The sequence below is a fragment of the Gilvibacter sediminis genome, assembly GCF_028561565.1.
Lineage (GTDB): Bacteria > Bacteroidota > Bacteroidia > Flavobacteriales > Flavobacteriaceae > Gilvibacter > Gilvibacter sediminis.
Map to the genome: position 1 here is coordinate 1 of NZ_JAQQTE010000002.1, position 24919 is coordinate 24919.

The window sequence follows — 24919 nt, forward strand, 5'->3', positions numbered from 1 at the left end:
AAATCAAATTGAGCTTGTGAACTTGCGTTCACAGAAAATAAAGATGCTATAAATAGGAATAGTTTTTTCAAAGTGTATTTAGTAATGCGTTACAACGTCCCCGTATAAACCCCGTGCGAACGAGTTGCTTGGCCTATACTATCAGCCGTTATCTTTTTTAGTTTAATTTCTGCACTCAAACCCTGCTACGGTGAGCTTGGGGTTTATGCGTTGTTGGCTTGCGTTGTTATTAATCATTCATCCTCAAATATTCATCCTTGACTATGTAACCATTATTATTGAATACAAGTTCTAATTTATTATTTGTAATGAAGCGAAAAACTAACTGTTTATCGTCAAACTTAATAACAGAGTCTTTTACTGTAAAGGAATAATTTGTTTCTGTTTGAAACCACTTTTCTTTAAAATTCTCATTGACAAAGACCTCATAATCGCAATTTCCAACTGTTAAATAGTTTGATTTAAATATCAAAAAAGATCTGCATCCTAACTCAGTTTCTAATTCTGAAACATTGATCGTGGTTAAAAATCCGTCTATCTCTCTTGTTTGAGACATTTGAACCCACTTTCCGCCTAGCTCAACTTGTTGTGCGAAGCCTTTACAAGTAAAAGCAATTATTGCTATTATGAATATTACTCTTTTCAACAAATGCATGCCAACGTCCCCGTATAAACGCCGTGGGAACCATCCGACGCGCACTACACGTAACGTTTGATCTTTTTAAATTAAATTTTCTTCTCTATCACCCTAGCCTTGTGAGCGATGGCGATTATGCGTTGTTGTAGCCTGTGCTGGCTACTCAAATCTTTTCAAAACTTTCCTTTCCGAATATACCTCTTTCCACATTTCTATTTTATATGTGTCATTCGGGTTTTTCTCGTATGCTGTATTTAAGTTTTTTGAGTACACACGTACTCGGTAATCGCCATTTTCAATTGCGGTCTCCATTACAATTTCAGAGTTTGGACAATCTAATACTTGCACAAATCCAGAATGGATCTTTAAACTCGCTTCTACCACATGGTCAAAGTCACTGAAATCCTCGATTAAACTTTTAGTAACTAAAATTTCAAATTCACATTCTACATCACCTTCTTCATTTTCAATTCCTATACCTAAAACGCCTTCGCCTACAGCAAGTTTATCTGTAAATGCATCATCTGACCAAAAATCATCTGAACTTGTATCTCCATTTGAATTCTTGTCGTTTAAATAAAACTGTCTAAAAGAGGTTCTGAATTTTAAACGTAAGCTCATTTTCCTAATATGGTTTGAAGCATTGGCTACAACGTCTTCGCATAAACCGCGGGCGGCATGTGGCGCGCGGCTGGATTCCCCAACTTCATCTACCCCGCATTTTAATCAGCAGGGAGAGCCACCTTGCCTACACTAAGACGTTTCTTTTTGTTTTACTTAAAGTTACTAGTTTCTGGATATGCCGCAAACTAGCCATGCGGATTTATGCGTTGTTGTAAGACGTTTATTTATGGTTGATAGCTTATTTTAACTAAATCTCCACGGAAGAAAGATTCTTTCTCCTTTTGGACAAAGACAATATCACTGTCATGTTCAATTAATAATGAGTTGTTGTCAAGCCAATTCGCGGAGATATTACTCCCTTTTTTAACATAATGTAAAATACCTCCACCACCTTGAGAATTCCATTCAAGCAAACCGCTTGTATTTTTATAATTGCCATCAACATATTCCTCGACAATAATCAATACTTTTTTACTATCGGGAGAATTTACTCGAACAAGTTCAATAATTGAAAAATCAATTTCTTTCTTTCGCTCCCTTCTAAAGAATTTCATGATTTAATAAATGACTTACAACTTGTTATATCCTCTAAATTATTAATCATATACCGAAACCAGGCCATATTAACACATTTTTTTTAGGCGCGATTTCGGGAGGCGTATTCTTTGCATCCATCAGCATTTGATCTAAAGGTGAACGTATGGACTGCAGATCCTTGCGCTGCACATGGGTATAGACCATGGTAGTTTCTGGCCGGCTGTGACCAAGTAACTCTTGTATGTAGCGAATATCTGTGCCGTTCTCGAGTAAATGCGTAGCATAACTATGGCGCAGGGTATGCGGTGTTACCCGTTTTGTGATCCCTGCGCGCTCACAACTTATTTTTAAAAACCTACGCACACTATTGGGGTTGTACTGTCCACCCTTTGGGTTTTCAATGAAATAAACCTGAGGCTGAAAAGCCATATAGTAGCTTTGCAATAAGGGTATGCAGCTTTCTGCTATGGATGCATATCTATCCTTGCGACCCTTGGAGTTCCTCACATGCAGCAGTCTCCTGTCAAAATCAAAATTAGAAAGCTTTAGATTCAACAACTCCCCAATCCTTAAGCCCGAACCGTAGAGCATGGCCAACGCGGCGCGGTGCTTTAAATTCTTTGTGACCTGTAAAAGGGTCATCACCTCTTGTGGGCTTAAAACAACAGGCAGTTTTTTGTCCTTTTTAGGCATGGGGATCTCTTCTCCATCTATGGAACATTCCGGATAGAAGTAAGCAAAGAGCTTGAGTGCACTAACGGCTTGCCTGTGGGTGCTTATGGAATACTTCAAGTGTTTTACAGTCCATTCCAGATATTCCCTCACGTCTTCCACCCCGAGCTCTGTAGTATCTGTATCTCCGCTATGACGTAAAAAGTCCAAAATAAATCCACCATATACCGCAATGGTATTCTTACTATATCTGCGTCCTCCTAAAAAGTCAATAAACTGACGATGAACTTCGGTTTTTTCAATGGAGAGCCCTTTTTGAATTATTTTGACACTTTTAGATCTTCGCTCAACATTCTTGATCTGATAAACACTAACCGTGTAACCGCCGGTCAGCATGTATTGCTTAAACGCTTCGATTCGCGTTTCCAAATAAAAGAGGTAGAAACAACGCTTTTCACTAGACCAATAAACTCCAGGGAATTCTTTGATGTACTGTTTAAGCGTGTAGGCATAGACAAACTGAATCGCCATACAAGTCCGCCCTTGATGTATTATAGGCTTTAGAGTGACTTTCATGTAGCTAATTATTAATTAGACTCCATAAAAACTACTGAATGTCAGTCCATAAGGCTATTAATGCTTGTCCAGATTTATGAATGTATGACACAAGCTTGAAGTCAAGGACGTTGAAAGGCTTGATAATTTGTGTTGCCATGCATTGTTAGATCACTTCGACCTCGGTCTAAAATCTTCATAATGCAAATCAAAATTCTCAGTTAAAAATCTCACGGCCAAATCGCAATTAGTTTCCTTATCTAAATAAATAATCGAATCCCTTTGCATGTGATCATCACTCAATAAAAACAATTCTTTTACATTTTCTGATTCTCCACTTGATTCACCACCCGATGGGACGAAAGAAAATCGATAGCGTTTACTCAAATTCAAAGCTGAAATTACTTTGCGATTCTGAAATGGCACAAATGTTTTAAACAGCAAAACTCTGCCAAGTGAAAGGGTCCGATACAATTTATCACCTTTACGCAACAAACCTTTTTTCGCAAAAGCCAAACATGCTAGATATGCACTGAGAATTAGAAAAAAGACAGTGACCAAAGGGCCGGTTAAATCGCCTGCCTCATTTATCGAATTAATTACAAATAAGAATGAAATCACAGCAAAACTGATCAAAACAACTCTATGATTAGCTCTGTAACGATTTTCTAAAACGATTAATTCCCTATTCATTATTAAGTATTGGGACAATGAAACACAACGCTCTTTCGTAATTAAGTCCATTGGACTTTAATCTTCGTGGAATATGTGTTGTTGGCTACAGTTTATACAATTTTCTAAGCGCTGTTTGTTTTGCTTTAAACTCATACTTTCCTTTAACTACCTCGAGATCTTCCAATATTTGAATGGCGCGCTTATCTCCTAATTTTCCAAGAGCATCAATTGAATGCCCTCTAAGTTTGTCATCTGTCAACTTTTCAATAAGAATATCAAATGACTCATCAGTTTTTATCCGGGCTAATATTCCAAGAAGAGGTTGTAATGCAATTCCATAATTTTTTCGTTTACAGATTTCGAGAATTGCTGTGTACGATGATTTGTCATTTATAATATATAAAGCATTACCCGCTGCATATAAAATCAGTTCTTCAGAACCTGTGATTTCACCTTCACTCTCGTCAAACATTTTCACTAAATAAGGCACAGCTTTCGTATTACCTTTTTCACTTAATGCTCGGATTATCATTTCTTTCTCAGATCCAGATGTCTTCTCCAGATATTTCAATAAAAGAGAAAGATAAGGTTTAGATGATGTTTTAGAATTCACCAAAGTTGTTACAGGGTCAAAAACTTCTCCCATGAACTCGCCTTTGGGAAGTCCTAAAACCTCAAGTTCATAATTCAGTGTTTGATACTCAGTCATCAAATTGTAGCTAACGGTTAGGCTAAACTACGTTTAATGCAGTTTAGGTGCTGTTGGCTGTAATTTTTTAATCTATTAAAGTTCCCTTTAAGGTTTTGATCAATTTCATTACTCTTTCATCACTCAAATCGGTAACTCTATATTCTCGGTATCGTTCACCTCCTTGACGCATTACGACTTCATATTCAAATCCATCCTGCAAGTCATTTATTCTTTCAATGCGAATCTCTTTTTGATCATTTCTAAGTCCGTGCTTTACCGATCTAGAAATTACTAGAGTGTGCATGGATGTCCCAATTCGGAAGTTTTGTGAATCACCCGAGTCCTTCATTTTTTGAATCAACTGAAGTATTGGTTCTACAAAACTGAAGCCTTCATAGTTCTCCATTAAATCACGATAGAAACTTTCCGTCTCACTCCATGACTCTTCAAATCGCCTTCTTATTTCTTCAGTCCTATTATCCACTTTTTAATTGCAGCCAAATATTGTTACCTGCTGGCTTTTTATTCGTTCATTTTTAACAATCCACTTTTAAAGTAGATTTTCATATTATTTCTTGTCTTTTTTCTTTTAGGTTCCTCTTCTTCAAGAAAAGCTCCTGATGCCGAATAGAAATTATCACTCTTAAATTCCACAAGTCCATAAATAATCTGGTTTTTGGTCGAGTCAGGAATTTCGGATAGCACAATTTTTGTGTCAGAACAAGGAACTTCCAGTCTCATTATCAAGCTGTCATTTTCTTTGTAGGCATAAGTTGGAAAATCATCCGAACTCAACATATGAAATAGTTCCGCCTTCTTGTCAGCTATTTTGATATAAAAACCAGTTCCGCCAAAAAGTCCATATGCTCCATTGATTCCAAGCGTATCTTTATCCCACAAGTAGAATGATTTAAAGGGAAGTTTTTTTGAAAAGTCTGTGCTTGAAATTACAAGACTGTCATTTTCATAACTTTCCACATATAGACTGTTCCCATAGACTTGCATTAAGTCGCCAAATATTTCAAATTCATGTTCTTCAACTATATGTTTTTCAACTTGACTTTTTATGTTTGGGTCTATTGTAAGTCCGTCAATATCGGTTTTCTTTTGTCCGTTTGAACAAGAGCATAATATCAAGACGAAAATTATTGTTAGGCACTTCATTTTTTATTCTTCGAACTGTTTGATTTTATACTTTTCCCCAAGTATCTTCTCAATTTCCATCAGTTTATTAACGAACTTAAATCCATGATGGTTATATTCCTCAGTATCTAATTCATCGAACCTTTTTCCAAAAACTCTTTTGGTTAGTTCAAAACAAGTTTCATACGTCAACCTATTCTCCAGTTCAATTTGATATTCTTGTTTGGTGATTTCATCCAGTTCTTCCTTGTTTATTAATTGTTGATTTTTCCAATACAATTCCTCCTCTATGAGTTCTCCGGTATTTTCGAAGATTTCGTCACCAACTGATTTACGCCTTACTTTTCTTCCATTCTCAAAGACACAAAAAGATAGTATATGTCCAATATGCAGATTTATGATTTCAGCATCCGGAAAAACCGATAGTATTTTAGATTCCGTTTTAGTTTTAGATTCTTGTTCAAATTCAAAACTTAAAGTTGAATGCGCAATCATTAAATAGTCTTTGTAAACACCAATAAAGAGTTCACCTAGTTTAGGTCCAAAGATAAATTCAGTTTTTTCAGTTAAGTCGAAGTTTAAAAATCCTAATGATCTTACAAATGCATTATTGATTTCGACTTTTTCTTTGGTTTTTATGAATGTGGTGTAGATTTTCCAACCCATATTTTCTCAAATGATGCACAACGCTCTTTCGTAATTAAGTCCATTGGACTTTAATCTCAACAAAATATGAGGTACTGCGCTATGATTTGTTACAAGAATTTTATTCCATACTTTTTAGCAATTCTATTTCCTTCATCCGACTCGACCCCAATTTTTTTCTCGCTCATTTCATTGAAGAAATTTTCAAAATTCTTCCCAGGAATTACATAGTTTAAAACTTTAGCTGTTTCAGTTCCTTTTGTTTTAATTCCGTGTTTTATACCACGAGGTAAATAGATTATATCACCCACATTACCTTCTATAGTTTCATTTCCCAAAATGAGTTCTACTGTTCCTTCGAGTACGTGAAATATTTCATCTTCCAATTCATGTATATGTACCGGAACTTCACTTCCTTCTGGCATTATTCCTTGAACAAGATAAATGTCACCATCAGTATGTTCAGAATTAAAAATCACATTCCGTGCTCCACTCATAAGAGTTTCAGACATACTATCTATAGAAGCTATTTTTGGTTTCTTATTCATAAATTAAATTCTCTTTCGTCCACCAGTACTTAAAACTGATACCCTACTCCACCTTATGCACCTCCAACTCAATCTCCACCATAAATTCGGGTAAGGCCAATCCCTTGACCTCTAGCCAAGTGCCGGTAGGAAATCCGTTCTTGTATACTTCAGCTCTGTAGGCTGATTTCTCCAGCATTTGGGCCATGTCTGTGGTGAAAATATCTTCCTTTACCACATCGTCAAAAGTGCAATCAAAGTGTTTCAATATCTTTTCGAGATCGGCATAACAGTTCTTGATTTGCTGTTCTATATCGCCAACCGCAGTTGGATTCCCTTGGTCATCCATACTTACGGCACCAGAGATTTTGATGGTATTGCCAATTTTCACAGCGTGCGAATAACCGTAAGCCTTTTCCACTTCTGGTCGCAAAAGAAAATACTCTGGCTTTTCAGCTTCAGTGATGAGTTCCTTCTCAACTTCTTTGGTTTCTAGTTTTTGGCCTTGTTCACAACTCTGTAATCCAAAGGTAATGGCAGCAAGCAGTGCGATCAAAAAGATTTGTTTATTTAGGTTTTTCATAATTCAATTCGTTATGTACTTATTTAGTCTTCTTTAATTTGCCCTCTTATCCCTTCCAGAATACTGTCTATGCGTATCAATAAGGTTTGAGATTCCTGGTTGTTAAACATATTCAAGGTCAACGACCAAGCGATCATACCCTCTAATTTTGTGTCTGTCAAAAGTTCATTGGTAGTTCTTGTGATGAGCTTTGATTTTCCTGGTATGAGGTTTTTGACTTGCCGTGGGTCTAAAAGATTCTTAGGTATTTCCTTGTAATAGTAATAGGCCAGCTCGCGTTGAATGTCGATTTCATTGGCGTAAGGGTAAAAATCTTGCTCACAAAATCTCAAAAATATTCTTTCTACTTCCCGAAGCTGAACCACGTCGGTGCTCCAGTTTATAAGCATTTCTTTTAGGTCCTCATCTTTTAAGATCTCAATGTTTCCAGAACTCACCAAATCGTTTTGAATAGGGTCAAAAGTCGGCGGTTGGATTGAAGTTAAATACACAAAAATACTGTCGCGCACTGCTCTATCCGGACTGTCATAATACTCCAATAAGCGTTTGCAACTACCAATCAAATTGTCTCTAAATTCAATTTTATCAAGAAGTTGTTTTCTGTTGGAAACAAATTCATTCTCAAGTCTTTTTAAAATAGCTTGTTCATCACTGTTTTCTTTACGCTGCTCCTTCCAGTTATTGATCTGCAGTGCAATTAAAATTCCAATGACTACTAAAACGATCTCACCGATTGCGTATTTGAGGTACTTACCTGTTTTATTTTCGCTCATCTGGTTGAAGCGTATTTTGCGAAAGAATTTCAGCATGAATTAATGATTGGTAATTATATGACAAGCCTTGCAGCAACCATTCTAACACCGCGGATCAGAACCGTTAATATCAAAGACTAGCATTATTATTTATAGTGGGGAGATTATAAATATAACATAAACCTCAAAACTACTCAATAGAAAAAGCCGTGTATTAAGTGGCTATCACTCCACATGATACCACCGGTACCCGCTACCATCCCAAAACAGGATTCCGCCGCCGTGGCCTTCTTCAACGCTCATAGAGATCCCTGCAGCAATGAGTTTAAATTCCTTGCTTTTGTCTGGTCCTATGATGTCTCCGGTTTGCTTATCAACGAGCGTAGGGGCTACAAGTTTTCCTTTGGGAAGCAAATCAAAAACTTCAACCCAGTGCAAATTGGTCATTCCAGAAACTTCTTTGCCAGCTCCAAAAACAAAAGTTTCACTATTTGAAGAGCTGTGCATGATTACAACCCCTATTTGCTCATTGTATTTGTTTTGAACCACAGCAGCAAAATCGGTTATATCATCTGCATTGAAGTCTTCTATGAGGAGCATATTGTTCATAAGCCGCAGAGAATCCGGGAGCTTTGATAGTCCCTGCCCGTCTGCGGGCTCAAAGCTGGCATCGCCTGAATTCAATTTTGATTCTGAATTTTCTCTGCAGGAAAACAAAAACAGACACAGCGTTAAAAGCGTTAGGGTAATTCTCATGTTTTATTGTTCCACTGGATTTAATGAATTCCGTTCTCTGGAAAGGTCTTTTCAAAATCAAAGATTCGCCCTTTCTCGCTATCGTATTCAGCTTGCATGATGGCATCTCGCCAATCTGTTCGGGCTAGTGTAAGCATTCGATTAAAGGCCTCAGTATTGCCATTGGCAACATACAAAACGCATCTGGGAATTCTTCCAAAAGGGATTTCTAGCTCATCAGTCAGCTCTACAAGACTTTTGAGTATCTCCTCGCATTGAGCCTCAGTTTCAAAATCTGAGTCAATCTTTTCAATGATATCTGCTGGAAAACCTTCTTTTTTGTTCAAATCTTAATAGTTCTTTGCTTTATCATTACAAACGAAATAGAGAGGCTTTATTCAATGAATTTGTTCAAATTCATCAAAGGCAGCCAGAATTTTTTTACCGGTACTGTACTGCGCAGCTTCATTGTTCAAAACCTCCTGATTCTCTTTAATTATTGCGCAGAGTTTATCCCAAGACTCTTTTTGAGATTCCCAGTAGTTTCTATCACTGGTCAGGGTTGCGCTTAATAGGTCTCCCTCATACAAATCGCCTTCTGCTAAAATATTTTGCTCCAAGACCTCAAGGGCTATCGGCACCAAAAACTTGAGCCCGATGCTTTGGCCGATCATTAGCCGTAAATCCTCTGTTTCAAACTGATCTAAAGGTATTTTACGCAATTGATGGCACCGAGTAACCAAACGACTCTCATCTTTGGGAACGGGGCCCCAATGGTCCTTTTCAAGGTTTTCAAGCGACTTGGATCGCCAATTATTCTCAAGTTTCATTAATACCTCTATTGCGAGCAGTATGAGCGCTGTTTAAAATAACCTCTAGTTATTCCTAAACAAGTATATAGCATTTAGTTTAACGTAGTGTATCAGCTTCGATTGAAAATTCATGACATAGTGCTCTTCATAAAAATAGTCTTCTATCTTCTCGGCTGCTGGCAATTCCTCATAACCAGATTCAAACGCTTCCCAGCGTTCCTCCCAGCTGAGGTTTTCATTTTCAAACCTAGCGTTTAACTGTTCGAAAGAATCGAACTTACCAAAAAACTCAATTAAAACATCTTCATAATCCTTTACGAGTTGCCCCATCTCAACTTCTTGCATAGCTTCTAAAGCAATAATAGATAACTCTGGTAAATTGGATAAAAACTGATACACGCCACCATTATTTACTTGAGATGTAAAGTTTATTAAGACAAAATACGCTCTTTGGGCCCGGGTCAATTCACCTAAGAATTCTGAATGAGTCTTACCTTGTTCCCAATATTTATAACTGCTGTAAACATCATTACAGATTTTGGTACAGATCTCATAATGCAGATTGTCATATTGACTCCAAGGATTGGTTGCCCACTTAAGCTCAAGTTCATCCAACCATCCTTTTGATAACTGCGGAAGATGGTTTGTAGATTCGAATGGAGACTCAAGTCTTAAAAATGAAATTGTCATAATTCTAAATCTCAAAAATTAGTTTTGAATTAACCTATCCCCCACAATTCTCATTGTAATATTCCACAATTTGATAAAGACCATCACGCATTCTAAAGTCTTTGTTCTCTACCTTTTCAATTAAGGAAGGACAATCCTGAAAGTATTCCAGTACCCGCTCTTTGAGTTGGTTGACTATAGGATCATAGGGCCCCATATAGATCGGTTTGGGGTCCTCCGGTTTTTTTAGGTAGAATTTGGTGACGGTTTGTCCAATGGAAAATCCACCAGACGTAGTAGAGTTCACATTGTACTGATCCACATAGAGTTCCAGTTTATCTCCTGGAATGACCAGTTCTAGTTTTACGTATTTCTTGCGACCGTTAAATTGATAAAACCGATAGACCCTTTTTTCTAGGTTATTATCTGTGATGCTCAAATAGTCAATGTGTGCATAAGGAATGGTCTCGGGCTTAGCCATTTCATTTTCCTTAAACTTATAACCCTTGTTTTTGAATTTACCTTCTCCGTTGAGCTGCTCCCCAGATTTTAAAACCACTTTGGCTCTTCTGTAGGGTTCTCCAAATTGCCCTAATGCAGTTGTGGTTGAAACAGTCAAAAGGAGCAAAACGATAAAAATGCGCATATAATGTATGGTGTAATTAAAGTTTAAGGGGAGACTTTAAAGATAGCACAAACCTTTAATGTTCTTAAATACCACAGCCAGTGTTTGTAAACAATTCTACTCGAATTGCATCCCCTGCTCTTCCTAAATGCAGCCAAATGTTAAATTTTACATAAAACAGTACCTTTTTATACATAGTACCGTAACATTCTCAAAAATGTGCCGTCTATAAGGTGTACATCAATTCAAATCAATTATTTAAAACGAGCAGTTATGAACTCATCAATCACCACAAAAAGAACAGGACGCTATTTCGAATCAGGAATCAGCAGCAAAGGCGTACAATGGTCAGCTTACCGCAACCACAGCCGCTAGAAAGCACCAAAACATCAATCAAAAATTCATCAAAATCAAAAAACGAGCAAACATGAAAAATTCAATCACCTCTAAAAGAACAGGCCGCTATTTTGAAAATGGACTCAGCAGCAAAGGAGTACAATGGTCCAATTATAGGAACTACAGTCGCTAAACGCGATAAAGACAGCGCATCACATCAAACAGTTATCCAAATGAAAAAGTTAGTAAACAAACACCTACTGGAGTCGAGAAGATTCATCATTGAAGCCTATAGAAATCGAGGCTCCAGGTTTTTGAACAACTATGAAATTTATTACCTAGAATAATGGAATTAGTAAAAGACCCAGACTAAAAAGGGAAACAGCAGAAGTTGTTTCCCTTTTTTTATGCGCTGGGTTTAAGTGTGCCTTAAGAATCTTTATGATCTTTGCACCAGCTGGTTAAAACTAAAACCATGATCAAAAAAATATTAAAAAAACTGCTGCGTATGCTTTTATGGACCCTCGGAATCCTGGTTGGACTTGTCCTGCTCGTCTTGCTATACACTCAAATAGATCCGGTATTTGGGGCCAATCCAGACCGCAGCCTAATGGCTAAACTGGCCGTTGAGGCTCAATACAACGGCAAGAAGTTTCTCAACAAAGAAGCTACACAGGTCATGACTTCTACCGAAGACAGTTTGGCATGGCCCGATACGCAGACCAGTATGCTAGGTTCCTTGGCGCCTCCTAAAGGCAAGAATCCACAGCAGCCGCTGCCGAGTTTACAGTTTGATAAAACCCAATTCACTCCCGGTAGTTTTGCTTGGTTTGGGCATTCTACTATTCTGATGAATGTAGATGATACCCACATCATTATTGATCCTGTTTTTTACCGTGCTTCTCCGGTCTTTTTTGCAGGCAAGCCTTTCCTTTTGGGAGAGCGTCCAACGATCGCAGAACTCCCTGAAATTGATGTGGTGCTGATCTCACACGATCATTATGACCATCTAGACATGAAAGCCATAAAAGAAATGGACCCTATGGTTAAACAGTATTTGGTGCCTCTTGGGATCAAAGCGCATTTGCTCAAATGGGGCGTTGCTGCTGAGAAAGTTCAGGAATTTGACTGGTATCAAGAGCAGCTTTTTAAAGGGATCAAATTTACCTTCACACCTTCACGTCATTTTTCCGGACGCGGAATCTTTAACAGAGCAGCTACCCTTTGGGGCAGCTGGATCGTTAAAGGAAGCAGTCAAAATATCTATTTAACAGGCGATTCTGGCTATACAGAGGATTTTGCGAAGATCGGTGCAAAATACGGGCCTTTTGATATTGCCTTTGTTGAAAACGGCGCCTACAACAGCGGTTGGGCAGAGATTCATATGTTCCCGGAGCAGTCTGTACAAGCAGGAATTGATCTGCAGGCCAAGATGTTGTTTCCCATCCATTGGGGGAAGTTCGATCTCTCGCTTCACAATTGGAAAGAACCTATTGAACGGTTTAAAACTAGTGCTGAAAAACGCGAGCAGTTTGTGGTAACGGCCAAGATCGGGTCCATATTCAATACAGAAAATCCACCACAGGACATTTGGTGGCAATAAAAAACGGTCAAGGGCAGTGCAATACTGACCATGACCGTCTTGAGGGTCGCTAATTAAATTTAGTCTTTAATCTCGTTGAGTCCCTCCCCTTTCAGGTGGAAATCCAAGAAATCAATAATGCTGCTATAGGCTTTGATCTGATTCTCTTTTTTGATAAAGCCATGGCCTTCATCTTCAAAAAGTACATATTCAACCGGAACGCCGTTTTCACGCACACCTTCCACGATCTCATCAGACTCCACCTGTAATACACGAGGATCCTGAGCCCCTTGCAAAACAATCAGTGGCTTGGTCACTTTGTCGGTATGGAAAAGTGGAGAAATACGCTTGAGACGCACAGAATCTGCGGAATACGGATCACCCAATTCTTTGTAAAGCGCATCTCTAAAAGATTCCCAATAAGGCGGAATACTCTTTAGGGTACGCATCCAGTTGGTCACGCCAAAAAGATTCACTCCTACGTCAAACTCTTCTGGCGTATAAGTCAAGGCTGCCATGGTCATATAACCGCCATAAGAACCACCAATGATCCCGATGTTCTCCCCATCTATCTCGGGTTGAGTTGCCAACCAATTCTTGCCTTCCACGCAGTCCTGCAGGTCTTTCTCCCCGTGATTCAGGTCATCCATTTGGTAGAAGGTCTTTCCGTAACCGCTGCTACCGCGATTGTTTACCGCCAATACCGCATAGCCGTTATTGACCATGAATTGGATCAAGGAACTGAAGTTCTGTCGTGTCTGCCCTCCTGGACCTCCGTGTACCCATACCATTGCGGGTACTTTGTTCTCTGCGGATGCTTGATGCGGCAGGTAATAGATCGCGGGAATCTTAATGCCATCAAAGGATTTATAACGCACCACTTTGGCCGTTACCAGATCTTCTGGATTGATCTCTGGATTCAATACGTTGGTGATCCTGTTTTGTTCTTTAGATTCTAGATTGTAGGTATAAAGATCTGATGGTGAGTTGGATCCTCCCACATACATGCGCATCCAAGATTCGTCATCACTAAAACTTACGCTCGTAATGCTCTTGCCCTCGAAATCCGGAAGTGTAATGGGCGAATTGGTCTCAGTGTCTATCACTTCAATGGCGTTCTTCCCATCTTCATTGACATAGACTACCATATAGCTGCCTTGAGCTGTTAGGCCACTTCCCAAAATATCCCAAGACTTCTCTACTACCTTGGTCTTTTCTTGGGTTTCCAGATCATAAGCCATCAAATATGAGAATTCAGAGCCGTGATCTGTGGTGTAGTAAAAGGTACTGTTGTCTTTGGAAAAATCCTGTGCAGAATTTCCGCTGAGCATCCCGTTGATCTTGGTCAGGTTCCCAGTAGAAGCCTCATACAAGAATAGATCGCTGTCATTGGTGTTGACCGTTTTAGACAGCGCAAAGTAATTCTCATCACCAGACATGCCGGTAAAGTCCATACCGTCATTGTTCTGATACAAAAGCTCCGAGCTGTAATCTGCTATGGACATTTTGTACACGTCAAAGAAACGAGGATCTCTTTTATTGGAACCGTAATACAGGTATTGATCATCTTCTGACCAGCCGTAAAAATCAGCTTTAGCGCCCTCATCTGGAGTGATGTCCTTAATGGTTCCGTCCAATTCACGCACGTAGAGGTGGTCGATCTCATCACCGTTACCGTCAGCACTCAGCAGCATTCTATCGTCTTGTGGAAAGAAGGAATTCGCAAAATATGAAGTACTGTCTGACTGGGTTATCGCAGTCATTTCCCCACCCGTTGCAGGCACTGTATACACATTGTAAATACCCGTGCGATTACTAGATACCAGCAGTTTGCTGTTGTCTGCGGAGAAGCTTCCGCCGCCTACAGCTTCATTGTCCATAAACTGCTCTATGGTATAAGCGCCAACTTCGCGTTGGGCTATTTCTGGTTCTTGTTTACAGGAGCATACTAGGATTAACAGCAGTAATCCAAAATAATTGGTTTTCATGTTTTTAATTGTTCTGATTGATAGTAGTTGATGGCCTCAGGCAGTTGACAATTACCTCAAAATGAATCAAGGAAATATTCCCAAGGCTCCTTAAAGTTAATTAAAGCCCCTGAATATTTGAGAATTAGCTTCTGATTTTTTGATAGCTGATGCCTTAAAGCAGCTCCATCTAAGTTGATTTGAAATTTTATTAACTTCATCCTTCAACTACCTAAACAATGACCACCCAATCCCGATCTTTGCGTTTTGGCCTTGTGATCATGGCCCTTTTGGCCATTTCCACAGGCTTGTATCCTTTCATATTTGCTTTTGCCAAAGGAGCTCAAGGGCTCTTTACCACCAAACCGGAAGCCTTACTACAAACCTCTTGGTATGTACCCATGTTCATGGTGCACGTTCTTTTGGGTGCAGTAGCGATAATTGCCGGAAGTACGCAATTCTTTGAGTCTTGGCAACGCTCTTATTTAAAGCTTCACAGAACCCTAGGCAAGATCTACGTGCTTACGGTTATCCCAAGCGGCCTAGCGGGTTTTGTCGCCGGGTTTTACGCCACCGGAGCTTGGTATTCTAAGGCAGGTTTTATTTGCCTGGCGATTGGTTGGATCTTTACCACTGTGGTCGCTTATACGAGTATTAGAAAGAAAGAGATCAATAAGCACAAACGCTGGATGATGCGCAGCTACGCCTTTTGTTTTGCCTTTGTGACCTTTAGAATTTACTTAGGATTGGGAGCGGCGTTGGGAATTCCTTTTGATGAATATTACTCCTACCTGTCCTTTCTGTGCTGGGTGCCCAATATTATCTTTATTGAGTGGCGAATCAAACGGCTAGGTCGTCTTCAAGGATCTCCTCTGTAGTAATTGATTTACGCTCCAATAGCGCGAATCCAAAGGTTAACACACCAACACGTCCTATAAACATGAGCAAAATGACCAAGACCTTTCCAACTGTGGATAAGTCCGCGGTTATTCCCGTGCTCAGTCCTACCGTTCCTAAGGAAGAAGCTACTTCAAAAAGGATGTCCTGAAATTCAAAAGTCTCCGTAAAACTCAGCAGAAAGGAAAAAAGAAAGATCACGCTGGTATATAAGATGAAGGTCGATGTAGCCACGTACAAACGCTCAAAAGGAATGGTTCTTTTCATAAAGCTGATCCTAGACTGGCCAACCAATCGACTTTTTAAGATCGCTAGCATGGCCGTAAGGGTCGTGATCTTTAAACCTCCAGCAGTTCCCGAGGGAGAGGCGCCGATATACATCAAAAACACCACAAATAGCAGTATTGGATTCCACAAGGCTCCAGTATCTAAGGTGTTGAAACCAACGGTGGTCATGGCCGTCATGGATTGAAAAAAGGCCAACATCAAAGGCGAATCAGACGCGGCAATAAGCGGATCTGTAAAGTAGATCAATACGGTTCCTATCAACAATAGTATAACAAAGCCGCAAACTACGATCTTGGTAGTAAAGGAAAGTTTTTCGGAACGTTTGGTTATGCGATACCACAGATCAGTGATCACAATAAAACCTAAAGAACCCGCTATGGCCAATACAGAGATGATGGTATTGACAAATCCGTTATCACTAAAGCCGACAAAACTATCATTGAACAGGGCAAATCCTGCAGTACAAAAGGCAGAGACACTATGAAAAACACCAAACCAAATGGCTTGTAAGGTCTGCATGCCGTCTTGTTTAAAGGCGATGTAAAAGCAAATGGCTCCAATGATCTCCATAAAGAGTGTAAAGAGAATCACACTTTTGATGAAGTCACTGATCTTAATGGTTTTGGGCAGGGTAAATTCTGCACCAATGACTTTTTTATGCCAATGGGTGATGCGCTTGGTGGTGAACAACAGGAAATATGTGGTCAAGGTCATATAGCCAATACCTCCTACTTGAATGAGCAATAGAATTATGAACTGCCCAAAAAAGTTGTACGCGTCAAAAATGCTGACGGTCACCAGTCCGGTAGTAGACACTGCAGATGTGGCTATGAACAGGCTGTCTAAAATAGATACATCTGTTTTGTGAAAGATGGGCAAGGCCAACAGACCAAAGCCGATAAGGGTGTATAAAAAGAAGCCCCAAACCAGATTCATTTGAGGGGATTTGCTGATCTGAAAGCGTTGATATGCCTTAGAAAGCCTTTGGAATAAAGATTGTTTTGCCATAGATCGGCAGCTTGTTACCGTCTTTCAAAAATACGCTTTTCCTTGCGGTTCGTGATTCTAGTCTAACAGATCTTTGATTTTTTGCGCTACAGATCCGTGCTCGCTGATCCTGATGATCCAAAATATAAAGCGCTCTACCCTTCCTGGTCTAATTAGGCTGCGGCCTAGTTTTTCGATCTTCAAATCGCGAGTCACTATTTCCTGATCCCAAGCCGCTCCTTGAAGCACTACCATTTCATTCGAATACTTCCAGGCACCTTCACGCGCTATAGACATGCTGAAGTTTACCAAGAAATCATCTACGTTCTTGGTTTTACGCAGAATCCAGAGAAGCGTTGGCCAAATTCGCGCCAAACTGTCCTGCACTTCCGTGAGCAGTTCTCCCAGCACCTCATTGATCTTGTTGAAATCATTCTCCAGACTGGCAATACTTGCCGGATCTGTGATCTGGGCTGCGGCGATGCCTAAGTCCAAATTGATATGCGCATTCATGCCTGCCAACAGATGTTGTAAGACAATGATTTTATTGTCTACAGTTGCATCAAAGGCTACCTGCCAGGACTTAGTTGGCTTTTCACCACTTTTATATTGCTGATAAGCATCGATATACCGATTGGCAAAGACCACGTCCAAGCGCTCCATTCTCGGGTTGTCATCAAAAAAACCGGCATCGATCTTTTCTTTGACCCGCTGGGTCACTTTAAGGTAAAGGGCTGCGAAATATCCGAGGGCATCTTCTTGTGCTATAGCTGTATCGACTATGTTTTGCAAATCATCTATAACAGCATCAATGGTGGTAGCACCCATAAACAAACAGGTTTTGGTTATTAGTTAGGGGGAGCTTTACGAAGATACTAGGCCTGGAGCAGAATCCCTTACTCGATCTTTACATAATTTTCAGCGAAGGTCAGATTTCCTTGATCGTCATAGGCGATCTGGCTGTAGGTATCATTATCCATATCTAAACGAAAACTAAACTCGCGAATGGTATCCAAGGCCTTCATCATTTCTTTAGAACCGTATTCAATATATTCGATGAGCATACCGTCTTTGACCTCATAGGTTCCGTAACCAAACCAGTCGTTGGAATCTGTTGCGTCAAAGCGGGTCCACATGATGTGGCCTTTACTGTAGATCTTCACTTGCCTATATCCGTTCAGGTTGTAAATAGTATCTGTGACCAGATCATTTTCATACATGGTTTGGTGCTTTAGTTCCCAAACTCCGCGTAATGATTTTTCAAGATCTGTGTCATTGTTAGTGCGCGTAGACATAAAAACTAGGCCGCACAAGGCTGTGGCAAAAAGGATAGTTAGTTTTTTCATAATGTCGTATTAGTTGATAATGAAGCGGTTAACATTTTTAAGTTACGAATTTTTTTTGACTTGCCGAATTTGTAAAGGTGCTTTAGGTCTCTAAAAAATAGCCAGCATCCTTTTCAAAATTTCCATAAAGCATATGCGGTAAAATATTCGTAAATTGTATATTTGCGCCCTAGTTATCCGGTCGCGTAGCTCAGCTGGATAGAGCATCTGCCTTCTAAGCAGACGGTCACAGGTTCGAATCCTGTCGCGATCACTTAAAGCGCAAACCCTTGCAGAAAATGCAAGGGTTTTCTTTTTGCAGTAACGTCAAGTGCTTGCACTTGTAAGTGGGTGCAAAGAGAAAACCATGCGAGCGAAGCTTGCATAGGTTTGCATTTTCTGGTGGGATGGTAAAGGATCACAAGGCGAAGCCGAGTAATCCTGCCCTAAATCTATCGAGCACAAAACCACATACTTCGAGTGTGGATTTATATTTAAGAGCAAACCAAGCTTGCTTGTGTTTGCGAATAAATGGAAAACAAAGCGGCGCAGCCGTGTGGTTTTGTATTTGCAGTCAGCTTTAGAAAGGCATCATTGAGCGAAGCGAAGTAATCCTCAATGTCATCTCGATACAATTTGCTGCGCAAATCACTCGATGACCGTAAACGGTTTGCATTTTCTGGTGTGATGGTAAAGGATCACGAGGCGAAGCCGAGTAATACGTTAGTGATAACAGAGCGTGGCGAAGTAATCCTCAATGTCATCTCGATACAATTTGCTGCGCAAATCACTCGATGACCGTAAACGGTTTGCATTTTCTGGTGGGATGGTAAAGGATCACGAGGCGAAGCCGAGTAATCCGTTAGTGATAGCAGAACGTAGCGAAGTAATCCTCAATGTCATCTCGATAAAATTTGCTACGCAAATCACTCGATGACCGTAACGATTCTCCCCGAACGCCAGCGATTGCAGCGGCATCCTTTTGGCGGAAGGCAATGACAGCCAAAAGATACAGCGGAAAGCGCGGTCCTTCGAAGCTTCAGCGAAGAAGGAGGCGCCCAAATAAACCAATGAACAGACCCGCCTACCCCCAGTAAGCGGGTCTTTTCATCTGATCAACTAGTGGCAACGGCTTAGTTGTACTGCTCGATCAGATAGTCGATAAGGTCCGTAGTGGTTACAATTCCTGTCAAATGCTCACCGTCCATAACGGGTAAGGCGTGAAATTGATTTTTGGCCAACCGCTGGGCCACTTCTTGAATGGTATCCGTCTTTTGGACCGTCTCAACATTCCGCGTCATCACTTGTTCAATGGTCAAAGCATCATACATTGCTGTGGTGAGGCTTTCGCCATCCATGGTATTGACAAAGCTGATCTTCTGTAGATCGGTCTTAGATAGCATCCCGACTACCTTATTACCACTAACTACAGGCACGTGGCGGAAATTTTCTTCCTCGATCAACGACTTAACATCATACAAGGTATTGCTGTGATTGACAGTTTTGATATTTGGTGTCATGATCTTGGATACAGGCTCTCTTTTCTTCATAGTCATAATTGCTAAGGTTATACCTCAAAGCTAGTCATGAAGCCTTAGTATTTCTATGACCATTATCATCTCTGATAGCTTTATAGATAAATTTTGTTTAATCTTTAACATTTTTAGTTAAACAAAAAACTATCTTTACTAAAAATAATGCTGATGAAAACTACAATGCTAGGCAGCTCAGCCCTCTTAGAACGACCTACGGCACTTAAAACTGCGATTATTAGACGCGAGCACTTCAATGCGGCACACCGTTTGCATAATCCTAATTGGAGTGAAGCCAAGAATCAAGCGATATTTGGCAAGTGTAATAATCCGCACTACCACGGTCACAATTATGAATTAGAAGTAAAAGTCATTGGATACTGCGACCCAGAGACTGGATATGTGATGGACGCTAAAGTACTATCAGACCTCATCAAAGAGCAAATTTTGGAGCGGTTCGATCACAAAAATCTCAACCTGGAAGTCTCAGAATTCAGCAACCTCAACCCTACTGCAGAAAACATTGCACGTGTGATTTACGAGTTGCTAAAAGTTCAACTGCCTTTAGATACTGAATTAAAAATCACCCTTTACGAAACACCGAGAAATTATGTTGAATACCCTTATTAATGGTCATAAACTTAATGGCTTCTCTACCGAAGAAATTGGTGACGATCACCTGTATACAGGAATAGAAACCCCTATGCGCGAGGATGCTTTTGCGCTTTCTGATGAAGAAAAAAAAGAGCAAATTGCTGGTCTATTTGGTCAGATCATGGATGTGATGGGTCTGGACCTTACAGACGATTCACTTAAAGGCACACCAGATCGTGTTGCTAAAATGTATATCGAAGAGATCTTCAGCGGACTCAACCCTAAGAATAAACCGCGCGTTGCGCTATTCGATAATAAATACCAGTACAATCAGATGTTGGTGGAAAAGAACATCAGCTTCTACTCCAACTGTGAGCACCACTTTGTTCCTATTGTGGGGAAAGCGCATGTAGCATACATCTCTTCTGGAAAGGTCATTGGTCTTTCTAAGCTGAATCGAATTGTACAGTATTACGCCAAACGTCCACAGGTACAAGAGCGTTTGACCAATCAGATCGCAAGAGAATTGGTCACTGCTTTGGATACTAAGGATGTAGCGGTGATCATAGATGCTAAACACCTTTGCGTGTCTTCACGCGGTGTTAAGGACGATACTTCCTCTACCGTGACTTCTTATTACGGCGGAGCATTTAACAGTCCTGAGCGCATCGCCGAATTGCAGAATTACATTCAGGGACTATAAGCACTTAAAACCCGATTTTGCTACCTTTACCTTATGGAAGCGAAGAAACCGGACAACGTAGTATATAATGAAGAAGAGCAGCGTTACGACGCTGCTCTTAAACCATATGCCACCAACGTGGGAGCTCCAGCCATTACTGCTGCCGATAACTCCGGGTGGAAACTCAGCAGCGTCAAAACCGTCAATGAGCGTTTTCAAGCTAAGTTTGAAGACATACACAGACAATACCAAGAACTTACAGAGCAGTACGAGCGCAATCAGCTTGTTTACAACGCTAAGTTTAATTTTACGCCTCAGTTAGGGCAAACCTATCACCTATACCGAGATAAGCACCTACAGCCCTTCTTATCCATTATAGGACCTACGGAATGTAACTTTGATTATGTAGGCAGCTACCGCATCAATGCTGATAAAATGTGGGAAGAAGTAGCTCAGGCAGCTTCTGAATAAACGCTATTCTGGATATTCTACTCTTAGGTGGTAGATATTAGAGAGTTTCTTTTTCAAAACCTTTTTTACCGTTTGAATCTCCTTAAAGGTGATGTTCGCATTTAAGAACTGCCCTTGCTCCATTTGCTTACTGACAATATTCTCCACAAACGCCTCGATCTTGGTGTAAGTCGGCTCCTTTAGACTTTTACTCGCGGCCTCTACGCTATCAGCCATCATAAGAATTGCGGTTTCCTTGCTGAAAGGGATTGGTCCGGGATATCTAAAAGGGGCGTCATCCATTTCATCGCCTTTCTGCTCCTGAGCTTTGCGGTAAAAATAATAAACCAAACTGGTGCCGTGGTGGGTTCTTATAAAATCGATCACCCGATCTGGCAGATTGTTCTTTTTCGCGATCTCAATGCCTTTGATCACATGGTCAATAATGATGCGCGCACTTTCTTCTGGCGCCAGATCATCGTGAGAGTTGACAGCGGTTGCCTGGTTCTCTGTAAAGTAAGTAGGGTTGGCCATCTTGCCAATATCGTGATAGAGCGCTCCCACACGAATCAACATGGCGTTGGCCCCGATCTCATTGGCTGCAGCTTCTGCCAGATTGGCTACATTTAATGAATGATGAAACGTTCCGGGCGCTTTATTAGAAAGCTCTTTAAGCAATTTGGAATTGGTATCGCTCAGCTCTAAGAGAGAAACATCAGAAACCAATCCGAAAATCTTCTCATAAAAGTAGATCAGTGGATACGACAACAAAGTGGCCAGACCTGCCAGAATGAAATAACCAAAGGTCAGCTCGTCTAAACTAGTGATCCCACCCTCATGAATAATATTAAAGGCCAAATAACCCAACATATAAATGATGGTGATCTGCCCCACAGATATAAAGAGGTTTGCGCGTTTGTAAAGTTCCGAGACCGTAAGTATGGTCACAATCCCGGCAATGATCTGCAGGAACATATACTCAAAGCTGTTCGGAACAATAAATCCTAAAAGCAGCACGGTAAGCACATGCACAAACAAGCCCAACCGCGGATCAAAAAAGGCCTTGAGGATTAGCGGCAACACACAAAGCGGTACTACGTATACATACTTAGGGTCGTATTTAACCACCAAAGTGGTAAGCAGTACCATCAACACTACATTGAAGAAGATAAAGGTGACTTTGGTATTGTTGGCAAAGATCTCTTGGCGGTACTTTCGTAAAAAGAGCAAGAGCATCATAAGCGCTAAGGAAACCAGTAATGCGTATCCAAAAACGATCCAATTGTAGTTGGACTTGGTCCAAACCTGGCTCTCGTACTCCATCCGGAGCGATTCCAGAATCTGATACTTCTCGCCTTCTACCACCTCTCCTCTCGCAATGATACGCCGGTCTGCCTCAACAATTCCTTTGGTGGGAGAAATCCCGGCCAAAGCCTCTTCTAGGGTGGTTTCTGTAAAGCGTTTGTTATAACTGATATTGGCCTCAAAGATGCCTGATAAGGCATTTAAGAGTTGGCCTGCATCGGCGGCGTATACGCTAGAGGTTATTTCTTCATTGAGGTAACTGTTGAGCTGATCCAGCATCATCAAGCGTCCAAAAGCTATGCGAGAACCCTGTGTACCTTCACGGAGAAAGACCATTTTATCATCGGGATAAGGCATGGTCTGTGACAAGACCCCTGGATTGTATATCTGATCGATTAATGAACTTCCGTAAGTTGTTAAAACCGACAAAGGATAGGTGCTGGTGGAGTCTATATAACTCGCCGTCAATCGACTTTCAAAATTTCGACTAACGCGCGGAGCAACGCTCACATCCCGATCAAAATAAGGCGTGATATTGTTTCTGATCTCCTCTTGTTCAAGAGCAATGGCTTCTGCATTTTTCTTGATGGCGAAGTCAAAAGGCGCATACAGATTCTCATCTTGCCAAACCTGACCTTTCTGATAATCATACTTGAACTTACCCCCTTTGGGAAAGAGGTAAATGATCAATACCGTAGAAGCCACAAAGAGCACCGCCTTGTAGAGCAGGGATTGATTTCGGTAAAAGTTAAAATTGAATTTTGCCATCTTGAATTCACCCAAAGATACCGATATAATTGGATTTGCCAAGCCTATCCAAAGCCAATGACTTGGATGTTAATTGGTTGCTGAATCTTTTTAAAAATCGTAGTTTTGCAGGACAAAATTAAACACCTAAAAAACTGTTATGTCTACAAAAAAAGTTGTTATCGTTTCTATGGCCAGAACCCCTATTGGGAGTTTTATGGGGTCTTTATCATCGCTTTCTGCGGCCCAATTGGGAACTGCAGCGATCAAAGGCGCTCTGGATAAGATCAATCTAGATCCGAAGCAAGTAGACGAAGTACTTATGGGCAATGTAGTGCAAGCCGGAGTTGGACAGGCTCCAGCCCGTCAAGCAGCCCTGGGAGCTGGTATCTCAGATCACGTTCCATGTACTACAGTAAATAAGGTTTGTGCCTCTGGAATGAAGGCAGTAATGCAGGGAGCTCAGGCGATTCTTCTAGGAGATGCTGAGATTGTTGTTGCTGGAGGAATGGAAAGCATGAGCAATATTCCGCACTATCTACCCCTTAGAAAAGGGCATAAATTTGGACCACAAACCATGATCGATGGAATGCAAAAAGACGGTTTGGTGGATGCCTATGATCAAAACGCCATGGGTGTTTGTGCAGATCTTTGTGCCGCCGAATACGAGTTCAGCCGCGAAGATCAGGATGCATTTGCCATTCAATCCTATACCCGTTCTGCAGCAGCTTGGGAAGCTGGGAAGTTTGCAGATGAAGTAGTTCCTGTTGCTGTTCCACAGCGTAAAGGAGACCCTGCGATGGTTGCAGAAGATGAAGAGTACAAGAACGTACGCATGGAAAAAATACCTCAGCTCAGACCGGCCTTTACTAAGGAAGGTACCGTAACTGCCGCCAACGCCTCTACCATTAATGACGGTGCTGGTGCAGTAGTTTTGATGAGCGAGGAAAAAGCAGCGACTATGGGACTAACTCCTTTAGCGGTTATTGAATCTTATGCTGACGCTGCGCACGAACCAAAATGGTTTACCACAGCTCCAGCAAAAGCCCTTCCAAAAGCATTAGCTAAAGCTGATGTAAGTATGGATGCCATAGATTACTTTGAATTCAACGAAGCCTTCTCTGTAGTTGGCTTGGCCAATATGAAGATCTTAGGACTTAACGATTCCAACGTCAATGTGAACGGTGGTGCTGTTTCCCTGGGTCATCCTCTAGGATGCAGCGGGGTGAGAATCTTGATCACCTTGATCAGCGTGCTAAGACAAAATAACGGTAAACTCGGCGCCGCAGCTATCTGTAATGGCGGTGGAGGAGCTTCTGCCATGGTGATTGCTAACCCTAACTAG

The 24919-nt window shown here is 40.8% G+C and carries 29 protein-coding genes and 1 tRNA gene; 7 read left to right on the forward strand and 23 right to left on the reverse strand.

All coding sequences use genetic code 11. The features are described from left to right. Nucleotides 1-229: 229 nt before the first annotated feature. The 17 genes from POW22_RS06630 to POW22_RS06710 form a co-directional block, all read right to left on the reverse strand. The gene (locus POW22_RS06630; RefSeq protein WP_272831851.1) at nucleotides 230-646 is read right to left on the reverse strand and encodes a hypothetical protein; all 417 of its coding nucleotides are present in this window, start codon (nucleotides 644-646) and stop codon (nucleotides 230-232) included. Nucleotides 647-796: 150 nt separating this feature from the next. Continuing rightward, nucleotides 797-1258, reverse strand: coding sequence for a hypothetical protein (locus POW22_RS06635; RefSeq protein WP_272831852.1), 462 nt, complete (start codon nucleotides 1256-1258; stop codon nucleotides 797-799). Nucleotides 1259-1485: 227 nt separating this feature from the next. Continuing rightward, a complete protein-coding gene (locus POW22_RS06640; RefSeq protein ID WP_272831853.1) occupies nucleotides 1486-1815 on the reverse strand; it encodes a hypothetical protein in 330 nt (109 codons plus the stop codon). 46 nt (nucleotides 1816-1861) lie between these two features. Next, nucleotides 1862-3046, reverse strand: a complete 1185-nt coding sequence (locus tag POW22_RS06645; RefSeq protein WP_272831854.1) for a tyrosine-type recombinase/integrase — start codon at nucleotides 3044-3046, stop codon at nucleotides 1862-1864. Between the two features lie 150 nt (nucleotides 3047-3196). After that, nucleotides 3197-3718, reverse strand: a complete 522-nt coding sequence (locus tag POW22_RS06650; RefSeq protein ID WP_272831855.1) for a hypothetical protein — start codon at nucleotides 3716-3718, stop codon at nucleotides 3197-3199. 85 nt (nucleotides 3719-3803) lie between these two features. Next, nucleotides 3804-4409 (reverse strand): HEAT repeat domain-containing protein, encoded by a 606-nt coding sequence (locus tag POW22_RS06655; RefSeq protein WP_272831856.1) that lies wholly within the window; start codon nucleotides 4407-4409, stop codon nucleotides 3804-3806. Between the two features lie 67 nt (nucleotides 4410-4476). After that, nucleotides 4477-4797, reverse strand: coding sequence for a hypothetical protein (locus POW22_RS06660; protein ID WP_272831857.1), 321 nt, complete (start codon nucleotides 4795-4797; stop codon nucleotides 4477-4479). A gap of 116 nt (nucleotides 4798-4913) precedes the next feature. Further along, complete coding sequence (locus tag POW22_RS06665; RefSeq protein WP_272831858.1) at nucleotides 4914-5555, reverse strand: hypothetical protein; 642 nt, start codon at nucleotides 5553-5555, stop codon at nucleotides 4914-4916. 3 nt (nucleotides 5556-5558) lie between these two features. Next, a complete protein-coding gene (locus POW22_RS06670) occupies nucleotides 5559-6200 on the reverse strand; it encodes a hypothetical protein (protein WP_272831859.1) in 642 nt (213 codons plus the stop codon). 89 nt (nucleotides 6201-6289) lie between these two features. Next, the gene (locus tag POW22_RS06675; RefSeq protein ID WP_272831860.1) at nucleotides 6290-6727 is read right to left on the reverse strand and encodes a cupin domain-containing protein; all 438 of its coding nucleotides are present in this window, start codon (nucleotides 6725-6727) and stop codon (nucleotides 6290-6292) included. 43 nt (nucleotides 6728-6770) lie between these two features. Beyond that, on the reverse strand, nucleotides 6771-7289 hold the full coding sequence (locus POW22_RS06680; RefSeq protein ID WP_272831861.1) for a RidA family protein: 519 nt from the start codon (nucleotides 7287-7289) through the stop codon (nucleotides 6771-6773). Between the two features lie 23 nt (nucleotides 7290-7312). Then, entirely contained in the window at nucleotides 7313-8062 is a 750-nt protein-coding gene (locus POW22_RS06685) for a DUF6090 family protein (protein WP_272831862.1), read from the reverse strand. Between the two features lie 204 nt (nucleotides 8063-8266). Continuing rightward, nucleotides 8267-8797, reverse strand: coding sequence for a hypothetical protein (locus POW22_RS06690; protein ID WP_272831863.1), 531 nt, complete (start codon nucleotides 8795-8797; stop codon nucleotides 8267-8269). Nucleotides 8798-8817: 20 nt separating this feature from the next. Then, entirely contained in the window at nucleotides 8818-9123 is a 306-nt protein-coding gene (locus POW22_RS06695) for a hypothetical protein (protein ID WP_272831864.1), read from the reverse strand. 51 nt (nucleotides 9124-9174) lie between these two features. Continuing rightward, the gene (locus POW22_RS06700) at nucleotides 9175-9606 is read right to left on the reverse strand and encodes a contact-dependent growth inhibition system immunity protein (protein ID WP_272831865.1); all 432 of its coding nucleotides are present in this window, start codon (nucleotides 9604-9606) and stop codon (nucleotides 9175-9177) included. A gap of 45 nt (nucleotides 9607-9651) precedes the next feature. After that, the gene (locus POW22_RS06705) at nucleotides 9652-10293 is read right to left on the reverse strand and encodes a DMP19 family protein (protein WP_272831866.1); all 642 of its coding nucleotides are present in this window, start codon (nucleotides 10291-10293) and stop codon (nucleotides 9652-9654) included. 19 nt (nucleotides 10294-10312) lie between these two features. Further along, nucleotides 10313-10903, reverse strand: coding sequence for a hypothetical protein (locus POW22_RS06710; RefSeq protein ID WP_272831867.1), 591 nt, complete (start codon nucleotides 10901-10903; stop codon nucleotides 10313-10315). Nucleotides 10904-11693: 790 nt separating this feature from the next. Here POW22_RS06710 and POW22_RS06715 point away from each other — a divergent pair. Continuing rightward, a complete protein-coding gene (locus POW22_RS06715) occupies nucleotides 11694-12821 on the forward strand; it encodes an MBL fold metallo-hydrolase (protein WP_272831868.1) in 1128 nt (375 codons plus the stop codon). Between the two features lie 59 nt (nucleotides 12822-12880). On the opposite strand, the gene POW22_RS06720 is transcribed toward POW22_RS06715, so the two are convergent. After that, nucleotides 12881-14788: a S9 family peptidase gene (locus tag POW22_RS06720; RefSeq protein ID WP_272831869.1), complete on the reverse strand. Its 1908-nt coding sequence runs from the start codon at nucleotides 14786-14788 to the stop codon at nucleotides 12881-12883. Between the two features lie 218 nt (nucleotides 14789-15006). Between POW22_RS06720 and POW22_RS06725 the strand changes: the two genes are divergently transcribed. Next, complete coding sequence (locus POW22_RS06725) at nucleotides 15007-15645, forward strand: DUF2306 domain-containing protein (RefSeq protein WP_272831870.1); 639 nt, start codon at nucleotides 15007-15009, stop codon at nucleotides 15643-15645. On the opposite strand, the gene POW22_RS06730 is transcribed toward POW22_RS06725, so the two are convergent. From POW22_RS06730 to POW22_RS06740, 3 genes are all read right to left on the reverse strand, one after another. Then, entirely contained in the window at nucleotides 15608-16960 is a 1353-nt protein-coding gene (locus POW22_RS06730) for a TrkH family potassium uptake protein (RefSeq protein WP_272831871.1), read from the reverse strand. The genes POW22_RS06725 and POW22_RS06730 overlap by 38 nt on opposite strands. 57 nt (nucleotides 16961-17017) lie before the next feature. Then, on the reverse strand, nucleotides 17018-17767 hold the full coding sequence (locus POW22_RS06735) for a DUF5995 family protein (RefSeq protein ID WP_272831872.1): 750 nt from the start codon (nucleotides 17765-17767) through the stop codon (nucleotides 17018-17020). Nucleotides 17768-17835: 68 nt separating this feature from the next. Beyond that, nucleotides 17836-18285 carry a hypothetical protein gene (locus POW22_RS06740; RefSeq protein ID WP_272831873.1) on the reverse strand — a complete coding sequence of 150 codons (450 nt, stop codon included), beginning with the start codon at nucleotides 18283-18285 and terminating at the stop codon, nucleotides 17836-17838. 179 nt (nucleotides 18286-18464) lie between these two features. Here POW22_RS06740 and POW22_RS06745 point away from each other — a divergent pair. Beyond that, nucleotides 18465-18538, forward strand: a tRNA-Arg gene (locus POW22_RS06745). 859 nt (nucleotides 18539-19397) lie between these two features. Here the strand turns inward: POW22_RS06745 and POW22_RS06750 are convergent. Further along, entirely contained in the window at nucleotides 19398-19814 is a 417-nt protein-coding gene (locus tag POW22_RS06750) for a CBS domain-containing protein (RefSeq protein ID WP_272831874.1), read from the reverse strand. Nucleotides 19815-19967: 153 nt separating this feature from the next. Here POW22_RS06750 and POW22_RS06755 point away from each other — a divergent pair, with 153 nt between their 5' ends. From POW22_RS06755 to POW22_RS06765, 3 genes are read left to right on the forward strand one after another with little or no spacing between them, the layout of a single operon-like run. After that, nucleotides 19968-20426, forward strand: coding sequence for a 6-pyruvoyl trahydropterin synthase family protein (locus tag POW22_RS06755; RefSeq protein ID WP_272831875.1), 459 nt, complete (start codon nucleotides 19968-19970; stop codon nucleotides 20424-20426). Beyond that, complete coding sequence (folE, locus tag POW22_RS06760) at nucleotides 20407-21093, forward strand: GTP cyclohydrolase I FolE (protein ID WP_272831876.1); 687 nt, start codon at nucleotides 20407-20409, stop codon at nucleotides 21091-21093. Before POW22_RS06755 ends, folE begins: the two co-directional genes overlap by 20 nt. A gap of 33 nt (nucleotides 21094-21126) precedes the next feature. Beyond that, on the forward strand, nucleotides 21127-21543 hold the full coding sequence (locus POW22_RS06765; protein WP_272831877.1) for a DUF2452 domain-containing protein: 417 nt from the start codon (nucleotides 21127-21129) through the stop codon (nucleotides 21541-21543). Nucleotides 21544-21546: 3 nt separating this feature from the next. Here POW22_RS06765 and POW22_RS06770 read toward each other — a convergent pair whose 3' ends face one another. After that, nucleotides 21547-23595, reverse strand: coding sequence for an HD family phosphohydrolase (locus POW22_RS06770; RefSeq protein ID WP_272831878.1), 2049 nt, complete (start codon nucleotides 23593-23595; stop codon nucleotides 21547-21549). A gap of 139 nt (nucleotides 23596-23734) precedes the next feature. On the opposite strand from POW22_RS06770, the gene POW22_RS06775 reads away from it, so the two are divergent. After that, a complete protein-coding gene (locus POW22_RS06775) occupies nucleotides 23735-24919 on the forward strand; it encodes an acetyl-CoA C-acyltransferase (RefSeq protein ID WP_272831879.1) in 1185 nt (394 codons plus the stop codon).